Source organism: Ochrobactrum sp. SFR4 (assembly GCF_019730395.1).
Taxonomy (GTDB): Bacteria; Pseudomonadota; Alphaproteobacteria; order Rhizobiales; family Rhizobiaceae; genus Pseudochrobactrum.
The window spans coordinates 1-647 of the sequence record NZ_JAAPBB010000084.1 but is presented as its reverse complement, the minus strand read 5'-3'; the positions used below and the strand labels follow the sequence as shown (position 1 = coordinate 647).

General features: G+C 48.7%; 1 protein-coding gene. It reads left to right on the top strand.

Annotated features, from left to right (window positions below; all coding sequences use genetic code 11):
• The first annotated feature begins 30 nt into the window (after nt 1–30).
• Complete coding sequence (locus HBA93_RS17950) at nt 31–537, top strand: flavin reductase (protein WP_221724200.1); 507 nt, start codon at nt 31–33, stop codon at nt 535–537.
• Nucleotides 538–647: the final 110 nt, after the last annotated feature.

Genomic DNA, 647 nt, shown 5'->3' with positions numbered 1-647 from the left:
GCCTGTTTCGAATGCGTTTGAGAGGCCGATATGGGCATTGTGGATCACCGCTTTAACATTGTGGATAAAGCTACATTTCGCAGCGGGATGTCACGCCTTGGCTCGGCAGTGAATATCACCAGTACGCTTCATAACGGCAAACGCTATGGTTTTACAGCTTCTGCAGTTTGCAGTGTCAGCGATACACCGGCAACACTTCTGGTCTGCATTAATCGTGCAAGTTCTTGCTTTCATGCATTTGAAAATGCACGTCATTTTTGCGTCAACACACTGATGCCGGGTCAGGAGCAGATCTCAAATATCTTCGGCGGTGGAGCAGCGACACCGATGGAAGAGAGATTTGCACTTGATAACTGGAGCGAAGGTCTTACCGGTGTTCCGGTTCTTGCCAGCGCATCGGTCAGTTTTGAATGCGAGCTGACCAACTCCGTGGACGAAGCAACACATCGCATACTTTTCGGGCGTGTGATCAATATTCGTGAAAACGAAGAACAGGGCACGCTGCTTTATTGCATGCGTCGTTATCTCAACGGCTAAGCTCAGATGCTGTGTTCCGAAAATTTTTTATATTATATATCGACCCGCTGCTTGAGCCTTGTCTGTCAGCAGGTCTGGGCGCGGAGACATTTTAGTAAAAAGCCGGATCC

Excerpts from the sequence above, each read along its gene's own strand:
- HBA93_RS17950 (WP_221724200.1), top strand. The coding sequence starts at position 31 with ATGGGCATTGTGGATCACCGCTTTAACATTGTGGATAAAGCTACATTT.